The organism is Dactylosporangium sp. NPDC005555 (assembly GCF_040605635.1).
Classification (GTDB): Bacteria; Actinomycetota; Actinomycetes; order Mycobacteriales; family Micromonosporaceae; genus Dactylosporangium.
On the sequence record NZ_JBEXDG010000003.1, the window covers coordinates 281,816 to 296,413 of the forward strand.

Below are 14,598 nucleotides of genomic sequence, written 5' to 3' on the forward strand. Positions count from 1 at the left end.
GAGACCCCCATGCGAATGAAGACAGCCATCGCGGTGGCCACCGCGGCCCTGCTCGGCCTCACGGCGTGCAGTTCCGAGGAAGAACCGAAGGACGACGGACCGGTGTCGTTGCGCATGACGATCTGGACCGCCAACGAGGCACACCTGAAGCTGTTCAACGAGATCGCCGGTGAGTACAAGGCCGCCCACCCGAACGTCACCGAGATCAAGTTCGACTCGCTGCCGTTCGACACGTACACCACGGCGCTGACCACGCAGATCGCCGGCGGCAACCAGCCGGATCTCGCGTGGATCCTGGAGAACTCCGCGCCCGACTTCGTGTCCTCCGGCGCGCTCGTCCCGCTCGACGACACGCTGAAGAAGACGCCGGGCTACCAGTTCGAGGACCTCGGCGCCAGCCCGATGAAGCTGTGGCAGAGCGACGGGAAGCTGTTCGCCTACCCGTTCTCCACCTCGCCGTTCGGCGTGTTCGTCAACAATGACCTGGTGAAGGCCGCCGGCAAGCAGACCCCCGCCGAGCTCATCGCGGCCGGCGACTGGAACTGGGACACGGCCCTTTCGACCGCGGCCGCGGTGAACGCGAAGTCCGGCAAGGGCGGCCTGGTCGTGCGGGACTTCGACTACAAGTCGTGGCAGAACCTGGCCAGCTTCTGGGGCGGCTGGGGAGCGCAGGCGTGGAGCGCCGACGGCAAGACCTGCGGCTTCGACAAACCCGAGATGGTCGAGGCGATGACCACGCTGCACAAGGCGATCTTCACCGACAAGGCCCTGCCGGGCCCGGGCGTCAGCGCCGACTTCTTCGCCGGCGACGCCGCCATGACGATCACCCAGATCAGCCGGGCGTCGCTGCTGAAGAACCAGTTCGGCTGGGACCTGGTGCCACTGCCGAAGGGCAAGGTCGGCGACTACGCGGTGTTCGGCCAGGCCGGCATCGGGGTGTTCAAGAAGGGCAAGCACGCCGCCGCCGCGCAGGAGTTCCTCGCCTTCATGACCAGCCCGGCGAACTCGGCGAAGCTCGCCGCGTACTTCCCGCCGCCGCGCACCTCGCAGCAGACCGCGGAGACGCTCGCCAAGACCAACCCGCTGCTCAAGCCCGACCAGCTGCAGAAGGTCGTCGTCGACGGGATCGCCAAGGGCGCGGTCGGCCCCAGCCACGCCGGGTTCGCCGAGCTGTCGCAGACCGTCCGCGCGAGCCTCGACCCGCTGTGGCAGCCGCAGGCCGACGTCAAGGCGGTGCTGTCCGGCGTGTGCGCGAAGATCGCCCCGCAACTGGCGAAGCAGTGAAACTTCGGTCCCAGACCGCGGACCGGCTGGCGGGGTGGCTGTTCATCGCCCCCCAGCTGGCCGGTTCGGCCGTCTTCGTCTACGCCCCGCTGTGCATGGTCCTCTGGTACAGCCTGCACGAGTGGAACGTCCTGGCGGGGAGCTTCGAGTTCGTCGGCGGCGAGAACTACCAGGCGCTGCTGGACGACCCGACGCTGCCGTCGGTGCTGCGGGCGACCGGGATCTTCTCCGTCGGGCTGGTCGTGTTCAACCTCAGCCTGGCGCTGCTGCTCGCGGTGCTGCTCAACCAGCGGCTGCGGGGGCTCGCGGTGTACCGGACGCTGTTCTTCTCCCCGGTCGTCGTGTCGCTCGTCGCGTGGACGATCGTCTGGGGCTTCCTGCTGCAGTCCAACGGCGGCGTCAACGGGCTGCTCCAGACGGTCGGGGTCGAAGGACCCAACTGGCTGCGGACCGGGCCGACCGCGATGGTGTCCGTGATCGCCGTGCAGGTGTTCAAGAACGTCGGGCTCAACATGGTGCTCTTCCTGGCGGCGCTGCAAGGTGTGCCGGGTGAGCTCTACGAGGCCGCGCAGCTGGACGGCGCGTCGGCGTGGACCCGCTTCCGGCGCATCACGGTGCCGATGATCAGCCCCACGATCCTGCTCACGTCGATCATCACCGTGGTCGGGTCGCTGCAGGTCTTCGCCCAGATCGCCGTGCTCACCCAGGGCGGTCCCGGCACATCGACGACGGTGCTCGTCTACTACCTCTACCAGCAGGCGTTCCAGTTCCACCACTTCGGCTACGGCTCGACCCTGGCCATCCTGCTGTTCGTCATCGTCCTCGCGCTGACACTCGTGCAGTGGCAGCTGCGCCGGAAGTGGGTCGTGCATGAGCAGTAGAACTCGCGTCCTCGTCTACGGGCTGCTGTCGGTGCTCTGCGTGCCGTTCGTCTTCCCGACCTGGTGGATGGTCACATCGTCGTTCAAGTCGACGAGCGAGATCTTCGCCTACCCGCCCCGCCTGCTGCCCTCCGAATGGCACTTCGGCGCGTACCGGGAGGTGTTCCGGCTCCAGCCGTTCGCGGAGCAGTACTGGAACAGCCTGTACATCGCCGCGATCGTCACGGTGGGCACGATGGCGGTGGCGTCCCTGGCCGGCTACGCGTTCGCGCGGATCCGCTTCCCCGGGCAGAACGCGCTGTTCGTGGTCGTGCTCACCGGCCTGCTCATCCCGAGCGAGGTGACGATCGTGCCGCTGTTCCAGCTGTTCAACCGGTTCGGGCTGATCGACACGCACTGGCCGCTGATCCTGGTGCCGATCTTCGGGGCGCCGAGCGTCCTGGCGACGTTCATCATGCGGCAGTTCTTCGTCACGCTGCCCAAGGAGCTGGAGGAGGCGGCGCGCGTCGACGGGCTCGGCCGGTTCGCCACGTTCCGGCTGATCGCGCTGCCCCTCGCGCGCCCGGCGCTCGGGGCGGTCGGCATCTTCACGTTCCTCAACAGCTGGAACCTGTTCCTGGAGCCGGTGGTGTACCTGTCGAGCAAGGACAAGTACACGCTGCCGCAGGCGCTGACGCAGTACGTCGACGCGTACGGCGGCCCGATGTGGGACGTCCAGCTGGCGGCCGCGTCGCTGACCGCGCTGCCGGTGCTCGTCGTGTTCGTGATCGCGCAACGACAGTTCGTCGAGGGGCTCGCGCACACGGGGCTCAAAGGGTGATACACCTTCGCTTGTGAGCAGAAGAGTCACGCAGCGGGACATCGCCCGGATGACGGGGGTGAGCCAGGCGACGGTGTCGCTGGTGCTCAACAACCGCACCGGTGACGACGTGCGGATCGCGCCCGAGACCCGGCAACGGGTCCTCGACGCGATCCGCGCCACCGGCTACGTCGCCGACCCCGTGGCCCGGCGGCTGGTCTCGGGGCGGAACCGGATTCTGGGCGTGTTCACGTACGAACCGGTGTTCCCGGCCACCGCGGCCGACTTCTACCACCCGTTCCTGGTCGGCATCGAGCAGCGGGCCGAGCAGCTCGGCTGCGACCTGCTGCTCTTCACGTCGCACGCGGAGAGCCGGCGGATCTTCCACGCCGACAGCCGGATCGGGATCGCCGACGGCACGATCCTGCTCGGCCGCCGGGTCGACCGCGACGACCTGGGCCGGCTCGTCGGCGAGGGGCACGCGTTCGTGTCCGTCGGCCGGCGCGACGACGCCGGCGGGCCGGTGCCCTGTGTCGGCGCCGACTACCCCGCGGCGGTCGCGGCGCTGCTCGAGCGGGCGGCCGCGCTCGGGCACACCCGGATCGGTTACCTCGGCACCGGCGGGCCCGCGGAGTCGCACGCCGACCGGCTCCGCGGCTTCCTCGCGGGTGGCGGGGCGCACCTGGTGCACCTGCCGCAACCGTCACGGCAATGGCCTGCGGCGATCGGGCGGGAGCGGCTCACCGCGGTGTTCCTGGAGGAGCACGCCGACGCCGTCGACCTGGTCGCGGCGCTGCGGGCGGACGGCCGGGAGGTGCCCGGGGACGTGTCGGTGGTGGCGCTCGGTGAGCCCAGCGGCGCCGGACCGGTCGACGAGACGATCACCAGGCTGCGGATTCCGCGCCGGGAAATGGGCTGGCAGGCGGTGGACCAGTTGACCGAGGCGATCGAGGGCGGTGGTGTCGTGCAGCGGCTCCTGCCGTGCACGGTCCACGAGGGCGCGACCCTCGGCGCCATATAACCGCCTATTGCGATCGAGCCGCGCCCCAGCTGGGACGCGGCTCGATCACGTTTCTCCCCGGAATGCGACGCTGCATCGACCGGTTTCGGCACTCCATCGAATTCAGAGCGGGCAGATCGTGTTTAGCGGCCGGCCTCGGCGTGGTAGCGGTCCACCACGTCCTGCTTGATCCGGCCCCGGTCGGAAACGTCGATCCCCTTGGCCTGCGCCCATTCCCGAATGGCACGGTTCTGGTCGCGGTCGCCGCGGGTGACGCCCCGGCCGCGCACGTCGCGGCCGCGCACGGTGCTGACCACGCCGCCCCGCCCGATCTTCGTCGCGGCGGCGACGAACGGGGCGACGGCGTCGCGCAGCTTCGCGGCGTTGGACGCGGACAGGTCGATCTCGTACTGCACGCCGTCGAGCGCGAACACGATGCTCTCGGCGGCGGGCTTGCCGTCGATGTCGTCGATCAGCTCGTGGATGACGCGTTTCGCCATGAGTGGCCTTTCTTCAGGTGCTGCCAATGCGTGCCGCATCATCGACACGTGCGTGCCGCATCATTTGGACACGAACAAGATACTCAGCGGGATAGTAGCCCCCGATCGGGGCGACATTACTCCCACCGTACCGTTCTCGCTCACCTGGCGCGCAATCCCCGCCGTCTCGAAACGCATACAGCATGAAACGCGCACGATCGGTTAAGTCGTTCGCGTCCGGCAAGTCACCCGGGGCGGATGTCCTTGGCTCATCCTCACCGCCCGCATGATCGCTGTCGTGAAGTCAGGCAAGCAGCCTTTCGTGCGGTCCGGCCGGCATCCGGCGCTTTCCGCGACGTCAGGCCAGCATCCGGAGCGAGAGCAGCAACGCCGCGCCGACGACCAGGAGCAGGCCTCCGACGGTGGCGATCCGGACCAGCCAGGAGCCCTCCCGCACCAGGCGGGTCCAGCGCTGCAACTGCTGCTTGGTGAACGTCAGCAGCCGCCGGGCCCAGTGGAACTCCATGGCCAGGATCGCCAGCCCACCGAGGATGACGAGCCATCCCGGCCCGGGCAGCGGCAGCAGCACCACGCCGACGGCGATGACCAGCGTGCCGACCAGTGCGACCACGATTTTCACGCCGAACCGGCCGATCCGCGTGGCATAGAGCCGCTCGCGCCAGCCCAGCATTCTGTGGGCGACCCGGCGCCAGAACCCGCCGGGTTTCAGGCCGGCCTCGAATTCGGCGGCCTCCTGCGTCCCCTTACCCGCTTCGGCACCCCGCTCCGGCGCAGCGACACGCCGGAAGTCACCCGGTGGGGAGCCAAGCGGTCCGGAATCAGGCGTAACGCCCGACCCGTCCGCCTCACTGTCGCGCAATTTCCGTTCCCATCACTGGATAACCCGTCACTCCCACGAACCACTGGACGTTACCCGAATGAATTGACGTACGGCCCAAACGTCACGTCAAGGACCCCGGTCACGCTCTGAAAACCGGACATCGCGCGCACGTTGTTCGGTTGACGGCAAATCGGGCCCAGAAACACTACAGAGTGAGATCGCAGAATCACTACGCGTAACACTGGGAATCGCCTCAACATAAGAGAGGCGGGGCACGGCATGCTCCGCAGCGGTGCCGGGGGGAGTACGACATGAGCGCTATCCGACCATCGACCGTCGAGGTCGAGACATCCCTACGACTCGTCGCGCCCGACGCGACTGCATTGCCGGTGCGAGCCAGCTTGCGATACGACCCGAACGACCCGTACGCGGTCCACGTCCTCTTCCACGCCGAGTCGGCCGGGGGCGAGCCGGTCAGCTGGTCCTTCGCCCGTGAGCTGCTGTTCACCGGCCTGGACGAGCCCGCGGGCATCGGCGACGTGCGGGTATGGCCGTGGAACGGGCCGCGCGGCGACTTCGTCGCACTGGCCCTGTCCTCACCGGACGGCAACGCGCTGTTCGAGGTCCCACGCAGCGTGCTGGTGCGCTTCCTGCGCCGGACGTACAGCGTCGTGCCGCGCGGGCACGAGACGGACCACCTGGACGTCGACAACGCGGTCAACCGGCTCCTCGCCGGTCGCTGACCGACCTGCTCCACCTGTACCGCGTCAGCCGGGCGCCACACCGGCGGCCACCCTCCGTCAGCAGCCCGCCAGCTGCCGAGGGTGCGGCCGTGGGGTGGCGCCCGACGCTTGTCACCCCTGGTCGCCGGTGTTCGGCGGGGTGCCGGTGCCGCTGAAACGGACGTTGCCCCAGGGGTCCACCTCCAGCAGCCGGGCCGGCACCGGGTCGGCGGGCGCGCCCGCAGCAGCGCGTCGCGGCGGCCCGCCCGCAGCAGCGCCGGCACCGCGGCTGACGATCGGGCGGGCCGCGTGGACCGTCACCTACTCGCTGATCCACCCGGGCGTCTACGCCGCGGCCGGCCTCGACCCGGTCCGGACACGGGCGGCGGCGTGGCGCAACCCGGCCTTCCGGGAGACGCTGCGCTGGTCGGCGGAGCGGGTCACGACCTACCTGCAGGAGCTCGGGCTCGTCGCCGGACCGGCCAGGCGACTTTGGCGGTCCTCGGCGCTACTGTGAGCGCCATGAGATGGGTACTGGTGGTCGTCGGGGCCCTGCTGATCCTCTCCGGCATCGTCTGGACCCTGCAGGGGCTCAACCTGCTGGGCGGCAGCGCGATGTCGGGCCACGCGATCTGGGCCGCCATCGGCCCGATCGCCGCGATCGGCGGCGCGGTGCTCTTCCTCCGGGGCGTCCGGAGGCGTTGAGAGACCCAGATCACCAGACGATGCGTGTCGGGCGCGCTACTGTCTAGTGAGTCGGTGTGCTGTGTGTCCCCGGGCCTCACCACACTGCCTTCACGGAATACCGTTCGGCTGGAGCCGTGATGCGCCTATCGCCGCGAGGCGACCTGGCACACCGACCTTAACTTCCGCGGGCTGGGCGTCAGCTCAGCACTGCGTAGACCACCACGTTGTCCCGGTATGAATGCCGGGCGGCGTCGAACTCGCCGCCGCACGTGATGAGCCGCAGCTCCGGCAGCGGCGTCGGCCCGTAGACCTTCGCGCTGGGAAACTTCGCCTTCGCGTAGTGCTCGCGGGCCGTCACCGTGAAGGTGAGCCACGCGCCGCCGCGCTCCACCTCGACCCGGTCGCCGGTCTTCAGCTCGTGCAGCTTGTAGAACACCGCCGGGCCGGTCTTCGAGTCGACGTGCCCGGCCAGGACCGCCGGCCCCGGATCACCGGGCACGGTGCCGCCTGCGAACCAGCCGGCCTCCTCGTACACCTTGGGGCTCCGCAGCTCGCCCCGCGGGTCGACGGTCAGCGACTCCAGACCGGTGTCGACCCCCAGCGAGGCGATCCGCAACCTCGTCGGCGGCGCCTCCGCGGCGGCGTCGGCGAGGGGGGCCAGGTCGATGCGGTGCGGCACGATCCAGTTGGACTCGCCCGCGTCGATGTCGACCCGGCGGCCGACGAGCGTCGCCGCGCCGATGTAGACCGGCGCGGCGAGCGCGAGGACGCAGGCGATGAGCGTCAGGGTCCGCCGCCGGCCGGGGCTCAGGCGGAAGGCACGGTGCCTGACGACCTGACCGGCGGACCTGACCATGTGGCTAGGTTATTGCAGCGGTGCCGCGACCCGGTGCCGGCGGCGCAGGATCACCAGGCCGGCCGAGATCAGCACGACCAGCAGCGCGGCGCCGCCGAAGACCGGCAGCCAGACGCCGGAGCCGTCCTGCGCGGTGCCGCCGCCACCGGTGTCGACGCCGCCCGCGGGCACGCCGCTGCTGGTCGCGTCGGTCCGCAGCTGGGCGGTCAGGCCGCTCTTGCCGTCCAGGACGATCAGCGAGTAGACGCTGCCGGCCTTGAGCGGCGCGGTGACCGTGGTCGCGGCGGTGGTGACGCTCGGCGCGGTGAGCCGCAGCGTCCACTTGCCCGGGTCGACCAGCTGGTAGTCGGTGGTCGTCGCGAACTGCACCTCGCCGGCGATCTTCGCGCCGCCCGCGATCGTGACGTCGAGCGTCGGCTGCTTCACCGAGGCCTGCACGACGCGGACCTTGGCCTTGCCCGGGTCCGGCAGCGCCAGGTCGTCGGGGATGACCCGCAGGCCGAGGTCGGCGAACTTGCCGACGCCCGCGACGGTGTACGCCTTGCCCTCCACGACGGTCGCCTGGGTGCTCAGCACCGGCGGGCTGTCGGCGGCGGCGCCGGGCAGCCGCATCGCGACCGCGTAGGTGCCGGGGGCGAGCGGCAGGTACTTCGACACGACGCCGTAGCCGACCGCGTCGAACTTCTGCGTCGCCATCGAGCCGTCGACGGCGCTCAGGTAGACGTCGACGGCGGGGGTGTCCGGCGACAGGTGCGCGAGCCGCACGTAGCCGACCCCGGCGGCCGACGCCGGGGAGGCGCCGATGAGCGAGACGCCCAGGCCGAGGAGCACGGCCGCGGCGAACGCCCCGATGCGTGTCACGGTCCGCCGTCGCAGGGAGGCAGCGATCACGTTATGTCCCTTTGCTCGAAGAAACCCGCCCGGAGGGGTTCGAGGTGCGGGTGGTACGGCCCCGCACGAAGGGAATTGAGTAATCCGCCCGGGCACCATAAGCACTGACCGATGTGCACGATGCCGAACGGCGCGCCGAAACGCAACCACTGGACGGTCTTTTTCCGCTACCAGAGGGTTACCGATCGGTAGCGATCACTATTGCCAGGCTGCCTACCGCGGGCTGCCGAAGTCCTGGGTCCAGATCGGGGTCTTGCCCTGGTACGCGAGGCCGACGCCGAGGTCCTTCAGCCCGCAGTTGAGGATGTTGGCCCGGTGACCGGAGCTGTTCATCCACGCGTTCATGACGTCGGCCGGCGTGCGCTGCCCCTTCGCGATGTTCTCCGCCGCGCCGGACCACTTGTAGCCCGCGTTCGTGATGCGGGTGGCGAAGCCGGTGCCGTCCTGCGAGTCGTGCGAGAAGTAGTCGTTGGTGGCCATGTCCTGCGAGTGCTTGCGGGCCGCGGTGGTGAGCTTCGCGTTGTACGCCAGGGGCTTGCAGCCGGCCTTCGCGCGCTCGGTGTTGACGATGGCGAGGACCTGCGCCTCGTAGGAGGCGTTGCCGCCGGCGGCCGGGGCGGTCGTCTTCGGCTTCGCGGGCGGTGTGGTGGCCGCCTTCGTCGGCGCGGCCGAGGACGCGGGGGTCGTCGGGGCGGGCGAGGCGGTCGCGCCCTCGACCCCGCCGGACGGCGCGGCGCCCGACGGGTCGCCGCCGCTCATGTCGCCGGCGTTCGCCGGGTCGCCGGTCGCGTCGCCCGCCACCGAGGTCCGGGCGGCGTCGCCGGTGTCGCTCCTGTTGCCGAGCAGCACGGCGCCACCGAACGCGGTCGCGCCCACGACGAGCAGCGCGGCGACCCCGACACCGACGATCACGGCGAGCCGGGTGCCGCGACGGTGCCGGGGCTCGTGCTCGTCGGCCTCGGGTGCCTGCCCGTGACCGCCGTCGCCGTACGGGCCGTTGCCGTAGGCGCCGTCGCCGTACGGGGCGTTGCCATGGACGCGGTCGCCGTACGGGGCGTCGCCGTGGGCGGCGTTGCCGTACGGGGCGTCGCCGTGGGCGGCGTTGTCATGGGCGGCGTTGCCGTACCAGTTGTCGCCGTGGCCGGCGTCGTGGTGGGCGGGCTCGGTGTTGCGGGCGTCGTACGGGCCGAACGCGGACACCAGCTGCCTCCTGAGGCACAGACGACACGATCGCATGTGAGCCTATGAGGCGCCCCGCCGCCGATTCCAACCAGCGACGCCGATTTCACGACGATCTAAGCGAAACTTATGCCTCGGTCGCGCAGAGCAACGCCGTCACGGCGCGGCGCAGCACCCCGGTCGCCGCGGGGACGTCGAGGTGCAGCTCGTCGCGCAACATCGACCACGACGCGAACGTCGTCGCGACCGTCAGCGCGTGCAGGGTGTCCTCGCGGGCGGCGCCGGTGCCGTCCAGCTCGCCGGCGAAGAGCTTCTCCAGCTCCTCGCGGGCGTTCGTGACATACCAGGTCCGGTTGTGCCGCAGCGCCGCGGAGAACGGCTCCCGCAGCCGGGCCGCGCGTGCCGCCGGAGCGATCAGCTCCAACAGCCGGGCGCGCTGCTCGCAGTACGCCTCGATGCGCTCGGGCAGGGGCAGGTCCTGCGGGACCGGGCGGTGCTCGGCGGCCTGGCGCTCCATGAGGCGCGCGCCGGCCGCGGCGAACAACCGCTCCATGTCCTTGAAGTTGGTCCACAGCGCGCGCAGGGACACCCCGGCCCGCTCGGCGATCCGCTCCGCCGTCGGCTTGAGGTCGCCCTCCTCCAGCAGCGCGAGGTGGGCGTCGACGATGGCCCGCCGGGTCCGCTCCGCGCGCAGCGTGCGACCGTCGACCCTGCGCTGCCCGACGACCGCCTCACTCATGACGCACCGCTCATGACTGATCAGCCTACGTGTGTACGGTGAGGTGCGTGGCACTGCGCACCGTGCACGAACTCGACATCGATCTCCCCGTCATCGACCTGGGTGAGCTCGAGCCGGTCAGCGCGCCGTGGGGCGGCAACCTCAACGACGCCCACGTGCAGACCGGCCGCGCCATCCGCACCACCCTCATCGACGCCCGGCTGCGCCGCTCCCACCTGGAGAATCTCGACCTCAACGGGGCCGTCTGGGAGGACGTGACGGTGTCCGGCTGCCGCTTCGAGAAGGTCGACTTCAGCGCGGCGCGGCTGACCGGGCTGACGGTCGAGCGGGTCCACTTCGTCAACTGCAAGCTCACCTGGGCGCACATCGCCGAGTCGCGGTTCGGCGACGTCCTGTTCGAGGGGTGCCGCCTGGACGCCGCCAACCTCGACGACATCACCACCATCGGCCCGACCGGGTTCGTCGGGTGTGTCCTGGTCAACACCACCTTCCGCGACTGCGTGCTGCCGCAGGCGGCGATGTCGGGCTGCCGGCTGCGGCAGATGTCCTTCACCAGCTGCGACCTGCGCGGCGCCGACCTGCGCGGCAACCAGCTGTCGGAGGTCAGCGGCGTGAGCAGCCTGCGCGGCGTGACGATCGAGCCGGCGCAGCTGCCGGGCCTCACCGACGCCGTGATGCGCGACCTCGGCGTGGTCGTCCGCGGCCCGAAGGGCTGACCCTCCGGCGTCCACCAGGCTTTTCGGGCGAGCGGTGCTCATCGGGCTTTTCGTGCCCGTGGTGCTTATCGGCGCGGGGATGTGGGGCCGCGGCGGGACCTGCCGCGGGCCGAGGGGTTGACCCGCCAGCGGGGGCGGCGACGCTGCGGCTGGAGGGGCTCGTCGACGCACGGCGCCGTCGGTGCGGCCGCGCCGAGGTCCGCGGCCCCCTGGCCCGGGCCCGGCAGCAGGTCGCGCGGGTCGGCGTCGACCGCGCCCTCGACGCTGGCGAAGGTGGCGATGCGATCCATCCCGGCGGCGACCTGCGCCCATGACCTGATCGCGGGCGAAGGGACGGCGAGCCGCAGCTCCCCTCCCCGCTGCCGGGCGAGCTCGGCGACCCTGACGAGCAGGGCAGCGCCGGCGGTGTCGCACACCGTCACCTGGGAGACGTCCAGGACGAGCCGCGGCTCGGCCGCGACGAGACAGCCGGCGAGCACCGGTTCGACGGTCTCGACGGTCCCTTCCACGAGCAACCCGTGCAGGGCAAGCACCACGGCGTTCATCGGTCTCGACGGTACCGGCACACCCCGCCCCTATCGTCTCCGTCGGTCGGATGACCCCGCACGGGCCGACCCGTCATGCGCGCATCGCATCCAGGGCCTTCTTCAAGGCCTTCGGCTGGGTCGCAGTGGTCGGCGCGCCGGGCCGCAGCTCCCGCATACGGGCGCCGATCTCCTCGTCGAAGTGCCCGTCCCCGGCGTACTGGAACTCCTTTTTACCCGCCCGTGAGCAGCACAAACAGTCAGCGCCGAGTGCTCAGCACCATGCCGGAGCCGTGGTCGAGCTCGACGGACACCAGGTCCCCGTGGTCCAGCAGCGTCCGGCGTACGCCGTCCTGACGGGCCACGAAGTCCTCGGGCCAGCCGTCCGCGGGCCGCATGTCGTCGACGACGAGCACGCCGCGCGGGCGCAGCGCGGCGATGGTCAGGTCGAGCCCCTCGATCTTGCCGCCCTGCGCGTCGGCGAAGATCAGGTCGAACGCGCCGACCGCGGTGGGCAGGAACGTCAGGGCGTCGGTCACCCGCAGGTCCACAAAGGACGGCCATGCCCCGGTCGCCGCGACGGCGGCCGTCCCGGCGTCGAGCTCGATCGACGTCACGGTCACGTCGGTGCGCTCCCCGAGCCCGCTGACGATCCACGCCACCCCGACCCCGGCGCCGGTCCCGAGCTCGAGAATGTTGCCGCCGGGACGGACGCCCGCCGCGAGGGTGGCGAGCAGTCGGCCGACGGGGCGTTCGCAGGACAGCGGAAAGCCGCTGGTCTCGGCGCGGGCATACGCGGCATCGACAAGATTCATGCCGCCGACCCTATCGAACGGGGACCGGCGGGCCGTGCGAAGCTGACGTCCGTGAAGTCACCGCGGATCCTGACGCTCGCAGCCCTGCTGGCCCTTGCGGCGCCGACGGCCCTCGCCGGCTGCGGCTCGTCCGGCACCCCGGCGGCGACCGGCGGCGACGAACAGTCCGCCACCAGCACGTTCGAGGTCAAGGACGACGTCAGCGTCGTCGAGGTCGACAGCGCGGGCGGCGCGATCACGGTGAAGGCCGGCTCCGGCCCGACGATCAAGGTGACGGAGACCGCCAGGTTCAAGGCCGACAAGCCGGGCCGCAAGCAGAGCGTCGAGGGCGGCGAGCTCGTCCTGCAGTCGACCGGCTGCAAGAGCGGCGGCTGCTCCATCTCGTACACGGTGGAGATCCCGTCGACGCTCAGCGTGCGGCTCGACAGCGCGGGCGGCGCGATCTCCCTGGCCGGTCTGACCGGCATCATCGACGTGTCCTCCGACGGCGGCGCGCTGACCGGCGAGGGCCTGGCCCCGCCGGAGCTGACCGCCCGCACCGGCGGCGGCACCGTCCAGCTGGCGATGGCGCAGGCCCCCGACCGCATCGACTTGGACAGCGGCGGCGGCGACGTGTCGCTCAAGCTGACCGCCGACGGCTACGCCCTGGACGTGGAGCTCGACGGCGGCCAGCAGTCCGGCACCGTGAAGTCGCAGGCCACCTCGGGGCACAAGGTGCACGTGGTCACCGGCGGCGGGAGCCTGAAGTTCGGCTGACCGTCAGTCCGTGAGCGCCGAGTAGACGAGCTGGCGCAGCTGGGACCGGATCGGGTGGGTGCTGGACGGCAGCAGCTGCGTGTAGAACGCGACCGTGAGCCGTTCGGCGGGGTCGATCCAGAAGGCGGTGCTGGCCGCGCCGCCCCAGTAATACGTGCCCGGTGAGCTGGGCGTCTTCGCCGGCACCGGGTCACGGACCACGGCGAAGCCGAGCCCGAAGCCGACCCCCTCGAACGTGGTCTCGGCGAAGCCGCCGGTCTGCAGCCGGTCGAGGTCGACCCCGCCGGGCAGGTGGTTCTGCGTCATGAACCGCACGGTCCTGCTGCTCAGCAACGTCCGGCCCGCGCCCACGCCCTCACTGAGCAGCATCGAGGTGAACCGGTGGTAGTCCGCGGCGGTGGAGATCAGCCCGCCACCACCGGACTGCATGGCGGGCTCGTCGAGAGCGTGCCTGCCGATCACGTCGAACCGGACCGCCCTGCCGTCGGCGGGGCTGGGCACGTACAGCGCGGCGAGCCGCTTCGCGTCGTCCCCGGCCGGGTCGACCGACCACCGGGTGTCCGTCATACCCAGCGGCTCGAAGATCCGCTCCCGCAGGAAGTCTCCGAGCGGCTGCCCCGCGACGACCTCGACGAGCCGCCCGAGGACATCGGTGGACACCCCGTAACCCCACCGCGTGCCGGGCTGGAAGAGCAGCGGCAGCGCCGCCCAGTCCCGGCTGGACTGCGCCAGATCGACGCCCGTCTTGGGCAGGATGTCGTACCCGGCCTTGCGGTACAACGCGTCGACGACCGAGGTCTGCAAGAATCCGTACGTCAGGCCCGACGTGTGCGTCAACAGGTGCCACACCCGGATCGGCTCGGCCGCCGGCACCGTGAACGGCGCCCCGGCGGAGCCCCGGTCGTACACCTGAGGCTGGGAGAACTCGGGCAGCCACCGGCTGATCGGGTCGGTGAGCTCGAAACGCCCTTCCTCCCAGAGCATCATCGCGGCGACGGACGTGATCGGCTTCGACATCGAGTAGATCCGCCACAACGTGTCGGCCTCGACCGGCAACCCGGCCTCCATGTCCCGCCGCCCGTACGTCGAAGCGTGCGCAACCCGCCCGTCCCGGCTGACGACCAGCTGCCACCCGGCCAGCCGCCCGTCGTCGACGTACCGCGCGAGGTGCGCGTCCAGCACATCCAGCCGCTTCGCGTCGATGCCGACTTCCCCGGGCGCGACCTCACGTTCGATGCTCACGCCCGGCAGCCTAAACGCGAGTTCACCCCAAGCGCGAGACGACCCCGGCCCCAGAACGGGGTTCTGGATGATCCGGAAGAGTTCGTGCCGCTCTGGCGACACAAAGTATTCCGGATCATGGGAAAGAGGCCAGGCAGCCCGACCCGAACCAGTCCCGCGCGACCGGCCCGCGCTACCGGCCAGCACG

19 protein-coding genes are annotated in these 14,598 nt (G+C 70.9%); 9 read left to right on the forward strand and 10 right to left on the reverse strand.

All coding sequences use genetic code 11. The annotated features are described in order from the left end of the window. Positions 1–9 precede the first annotated feature (9 nt). The 4 genes from ABZS58_RS05585 to ABZS58_RS05600 are packed head-to-tail and all read left to right on the forward strand — an operon-like array spanning position 10 to position 3,985. On the forward strand, positions 10–1,284 hold the full coding sequence (locus ABZS58_RS05585; protein WP_354777905.1) for a sugar ABC transporter substrate-binding protein: 1,275 nt from the start codon (positions 10–12) through the stop codon (positions 1,282–1,284). Then, positions 1,281–2,165, forward strand: a complete 885-nt coding sequence (locus ABZS58_RS05590) for a sugar ABC transporter permease (RefSeq protein WP_354777907.1) — start codon at positions 1,281–1,283, stop codon at positions 2,163–2,165. Before ABZS58_RS05585 ends, ABZS58_RS05590 begins: the two co-directional genes overlap by 4 nt. Beyond that, positions 2,155–2,985: a carbohydrate ABC transporter permease gene (locus ABZS58_RS05595; RefSeq protein WP_354777909.1), complete on the forward strand. Its 831-nt coding sequence runs from the start codon at positions 2,155–2,157 to the stop codon at positions 2,983–2,985. Before ABZS58_RS05590 ends, ABZS58_RS05595 begins: the two co-directional genes overlap by 11 nt. A 13-nt stretch (positions 2,986–2,998) precedes the next feature. Beyond that, positions 2,999–3,985 carry a LacI family DNA-binding transcriptional regulator gene (locus ABZS58_RS05600; RefSeq protein ID WP_354777911.1) on the forward strand — a complete coding sequence of 329 codons (987 nt, stop codon included), beginning with the start codon at positions 2,999–3,001 and terminating at the stop codon, positions 3,983–3,985. A gap of 122 nt (positions 3,986–4,107) precedes the next feature. Here the strand turns inward: ABZS58_RS05600 and ABZS58_RS05605 are convergent, their stop codons facing one another. Together ABZS58_RS05605 and ABZS58_RS05610 are read right to left on the reverse strand one after the other, a co-directional pair. Next, the gene (locus tag ABZS58_RS05605; protein ID WP_203852988.1) at positions 4,108–4,464 is read right to left on the reverse strand and encodes an Lsr2 family protein; all 357 of its coding nucleotides are present in this window, start codon (positions 4,462–4,464) and stop codon (positions 4,108–4,110) included. A 337-nt stretch (positions 4,465–4,801) separates the two neighbouring features. After that, positions 4,802–5,134, reverse strand: a complete 333-nt coding sequence (locus ABZS58_RS05610) for a TIGR02611 family protein (RefSeq protein ID WP_354777914.1) — start codon at positions 5,132–5,134, stop codon at positions 4,802–4,804. A 461-nt stretch (positions 5,135–5,595) separates the two neighbouring features. Between ABZS58_RS05610 and ABZS58_RS05615 the strand changes: the two genes are divergently transcribed. The 3 genes from ABZS58_RS05615 (at position 5,596) to ABZS58_RS05625 (ending at position 6,711) form a co-directional block, all read left to right on the forward strand. Continuing rightward, positions 5,596–6,027 carry an SsgA family sporulation/cell division regulator gene (locus ABZS58_RS05615; protein ID WP_033356715.1) on the forward strand — a complete coding sequence of 144 codons (432 nt, stop codon included), beginning with the start codon at positions 5,596–5,598 and terminating at the stop codon, positions 6,025–6,027. Between the two features lie 94 nt (positions 6,028–6,121). Beyond that, complete coding sequence (locus ABZS58_RS05620) at positions 6,122–6,523, forward strand: diiron oxygenase (RefSeq protein ID WP_354777916.1); 402 nt, start codon at positions 6,122–6,124, stop codon at positions 6,521–6,523. A 5-nt stretch (positions 6,524–6,528) separates the two neighbouring features. Beyond that, complete coding sequence (locus ABZS58_RS05625; RefSeq protein WP_354777918.1) at positions 6,529–6,711, forward strand: hypothetical protein; 183 nt, start codon at positions 6,529–6,531, stop codon at positions 6,709–6,711. 178 nt (positions 6,712–6,889) lie between these two features. Here ABZS58_RS05625 and ABZS58_RS05630 read toward each other — a convergent pair whose 3' ends face one another. From ABZS58_RS05630 to ABZS58_RS05645, 4 genes are all read right to left on the reverse strand, one after another. Continuing rightward, on the reverse strand, positions 6,890–7,549 hold the full coding sequence (locus ABZS58_RS05630; RefSeq protein WP_354777920.1) for a class F sortase: 660 nt from the start codon (positions 7,547–7,549) through the stop codon (positions 6,890–6,892). Between the two features lie 9 nt (positions 7,550–7,558). Continuing rightward, positions 7,559–8,440 carry a DUF4397 domain-containing protein gene (locus ABZS58_RS05635; protein WP_354777922.1) on the reverse strand — a complete coding sequence of 294 codons (882 nt, stop codon included), beginning with the start codon at positions 8,438–8,440 and terminating at the stop codon, positions 7,559–7,561. 213 nt (positions 8,441–8,653) lie between these two features. Then, positions 8,654–9,640, reverse strand: coding sequence for a CAP domain-containing protein (locus ABZS58_RS05640; protein ID WP_354777924.1), 987 nt, complete (start codon positions 9,638–9,640; stop codon positions 8,654–8,656). A 106-nt stretch (positions 9,641–9,746) separates the two neighbouring features. Beyond that, positions 9,747–10,358 (reverse strand): TetR/AcrR family transcriptional regulator, encoded by a 612-nt coding sequence (locus ABZS58_RS05645; RefSeq protein WP_354777925.1) that lies wholly within the window; start codon positions 10,356–10,358, stop codon positions 9,747–9,749. 47 nt (positions 10,359–10,405) lie between these two features. Between ABZS58_RS05645 and ABZS58_RS05650 the strand changes: the two genes are divergently transcribed. Next, positions 10,406–11,074: a pentapeptide repeat-containing protein gene (locus ABZS58_RS05650; protein ID WP_354777927.1), complete on the forward strand. Its 669-nt coding sequence runs from the start codon at positions 10,406–10,408 to the stop codon at positions 11,072–11,074. A gap of 65 nt (positions 11,075–11,139) precedes the next feature. Here ABZS58_RS05650 and ABZS58_RS05655 read toward each other — a convergent pair whose 3' ends face one another. The 3 genes from ABZS58_RS05655 to ABZS58_RS05665 all read right to left on the reverse strand — a co-directional run bounded on the left by ABZS58_RS05655 (position 11,140) and on the right by ABZS58_RS05665 (position 12,413). Beyond that, complete coding sequence (locus ABZS58_RS05655) at positions 11,140–11,619, reverse strand: STAS domain-containing protein (protein ID WP_354777929.1); 480 nt, start codon at positions 11,617–11,619, stop codon at positions 11,140–11,142. Positions 11,620–11,692: 73 nt separating this feature from the next. Continuing rightward, positions 11,693–11,854: a hypothetical protein gene (locus ABZS58_RS05660; protein WP_354777931.1), complete on the reverse strand. Its 162-nt coding sequence runs from the start codon at positions 11,852–11,854 to the stop codon at positions 11,693–11,695. 4 nt (positions 11,855–11,858) lie between these two features. Next, a complete protein-coding gene (locus ABZS58_RS05665) occupies positions 11,859–12,413 on the reverse strand; it encodes a class I SAM-dependent methyltransferase (RefSeq protein ID WP_354777933.1) in 555 nt (184 codons plus the stop codon). 51 nt (positions 12,414–12,464) lie between these two features. Here ABZS58_RS05665 and ABZS58_RS05670 point away from each other — a divergent pair, with 51 nt between their 5' ends. Continuing rightward, positions 12,465–13,169 carry a hypothetical protein gene (locus tag ABZS58_RS05670; protein WP_354777935.1) on the forward strand — a complete coding sequence of 235 codons (705 nt, stop codon included), beginning with the start codon at positions 12,465–12,467 and terminating at the stop codon, positions 13,167–13,169. A gap of 3 nt (positions 13,170–13,172) precedes the next feature. Here the strand turns inward: ABZS58_RS05670 and ABZS58_RS05675 are convergent, their stop codons facing one another. Beyond that, positions 13,173–14,411: a serine hydrolase domain-containing protein gene (locus ABZS58_RS05675; RefSeq protein ID WP_354777937.1), complete on the reverse strand. Its 1,239-nt coding sequence runs from the start codon at positions 14,409–14,411 to the stop codon at positions 13,173–13,175. Positions 14,412–14,598 lie beyond the last annotated feature (187 nt).